3 protein-coding genes are annotated in these 1,228 nt (G+C 42.9%); all 3 read left to right on the forward strand.

Translation table 11 applies throughout. The features are described from left to right. Positions 1–511 (forward strand): amidohydrolase family protein (locus A3729_RS05970; protein WP_068633396.1); only part of this gene is annotated, 511 nt, incomplete at its 5' end. Positions 512–531: 20 nt separating this feature from the next. Then, on the forward strand, positions 532–1,050 hold the full coding sequence (gene ruvC, locus A3729_RS05975; protein ID WP_068511032.1) for a crossover junction endodeoxyribonuclease RuvC: 519 nt from the start codon (positions 532–534) through the stop codon (positions 1,048–1,050). 65 nt (positions 1,051–1,115) lie between these two features. After that, a partial coding sequence (locus tag A3729_RS34480; RefSeq protein ID WP_369820088.1) for an OB-fold domain-containing protein occupies positions 1,116–1,228 on the forward strand: 113 nt, incomplete at its 3' end.

The raw sequence follows: 1,228 nt of genomic DNA on the forward strand, positions 1-1,228 counted from the left end.
TTCTGATGGTGAACTATTAAAACTCGATGCTGCCGGAGTAAGGGGGGTTCGCTTTAACCTCTTTCGGGGTGGAAGTGAGCGGGTTGGCTATCTATGCTATTTCGCACAACGAGTTTATGACTTGTGTGGTTGGCATATTGAGTTATATATTTCATCTGAAGGTTTATATCATCTTCAAGATTTGATCAAGAATTTGCCTAAGGTATGTATTGATCACATGGGTATGGAGAAGTCATCGTTTCCTGTTGTAGATGATTTATTAAGGCATGGCGTTTATGTAAAAGTTTGCGGCTTTGGTCGAGTCGATTTTGACCCTATTAAGCGCCTTCAAGAGATGGTGCTGATTAATCCTAATGCTTTGATGTTTGGAACAGATCTTCCCTCAACGCGCGCTTTGAGGCCATTTAGAAATGAAGATTTGAGTTTGATTAAAGGCATTTTTTCTTCCGATTCGTACCAGAATATTACCTGGCATAATGGTAGGCGGTTTTACCGCCTTGATACTGATTAACAATCAAAAGGTTTAGAAGTATGTCCCTGATACTAGGTATAGATCCCGGCTCACGAGTAACCGGCTACGGGCTTATTTCGAAGGATAGGGGGCGTTTATCTTATGTTGCAAGTGGTTGTATTCGTACCGGGGATGGAGCATTTTCCGACCGTCTGTTAGTTATATTTCAAGCCGTTGGACAGCTCATTCAGCAGTATCAACCGGATCAATTTGCAATCGAAGAGGTTTTTATGGCCAAGAACCCTTCTTCAGCGCTTAAGCTTGGTCAGGCACGTGGCGTAGCCATTGTTGCAGCCGCGAATTCAGGGCTCGAAGTTAACGAGTATTCGGCTAGAAAGGTCAAGCAAGCGGTTGTTGGTAAGGGGGGGGCAGATAAGTCTCAAGTCCAGTTAATGGTTATGCACCTGTTAAAGCTTGAAAGCTCACCTCAAGCAGACGCAGCAGATGCTTTGGCAATAGCAATTTGCCATGCGAATAGTGAGAAGCTGTTGCTGCAAGTTTCTGGTGTTAGTCAAAGTCGCGGTGGTCGTATGCGGTAGTTATTGACTGATTTGCTTAAGGCGACAAAATGGGAAATCAATAGTAAATAAGGTAGATAATTTAGATGATTGGTAAATTGCTAGGAATAGTCGAAGAGAAGGGTGCCCAGAGTGTTTTATTAAATGTGTCGGGCATATGTTATGAAGTCGAGGTACCAATTTCTACGTCTTTTTCTTT

It is taken from the genome of Oleiphilus sp. HI0043, assembly GCF_001634935.1.

Bases quoted from the DNA above. Each gene is read 5' to 3' on its own strand.
- ruvC (WP_068511032.1), top strand. From the start codon at position 532: ATGTCCCTGATACTAGGTATAGATCCCGGCTCACGAGTAACCGGCTAC.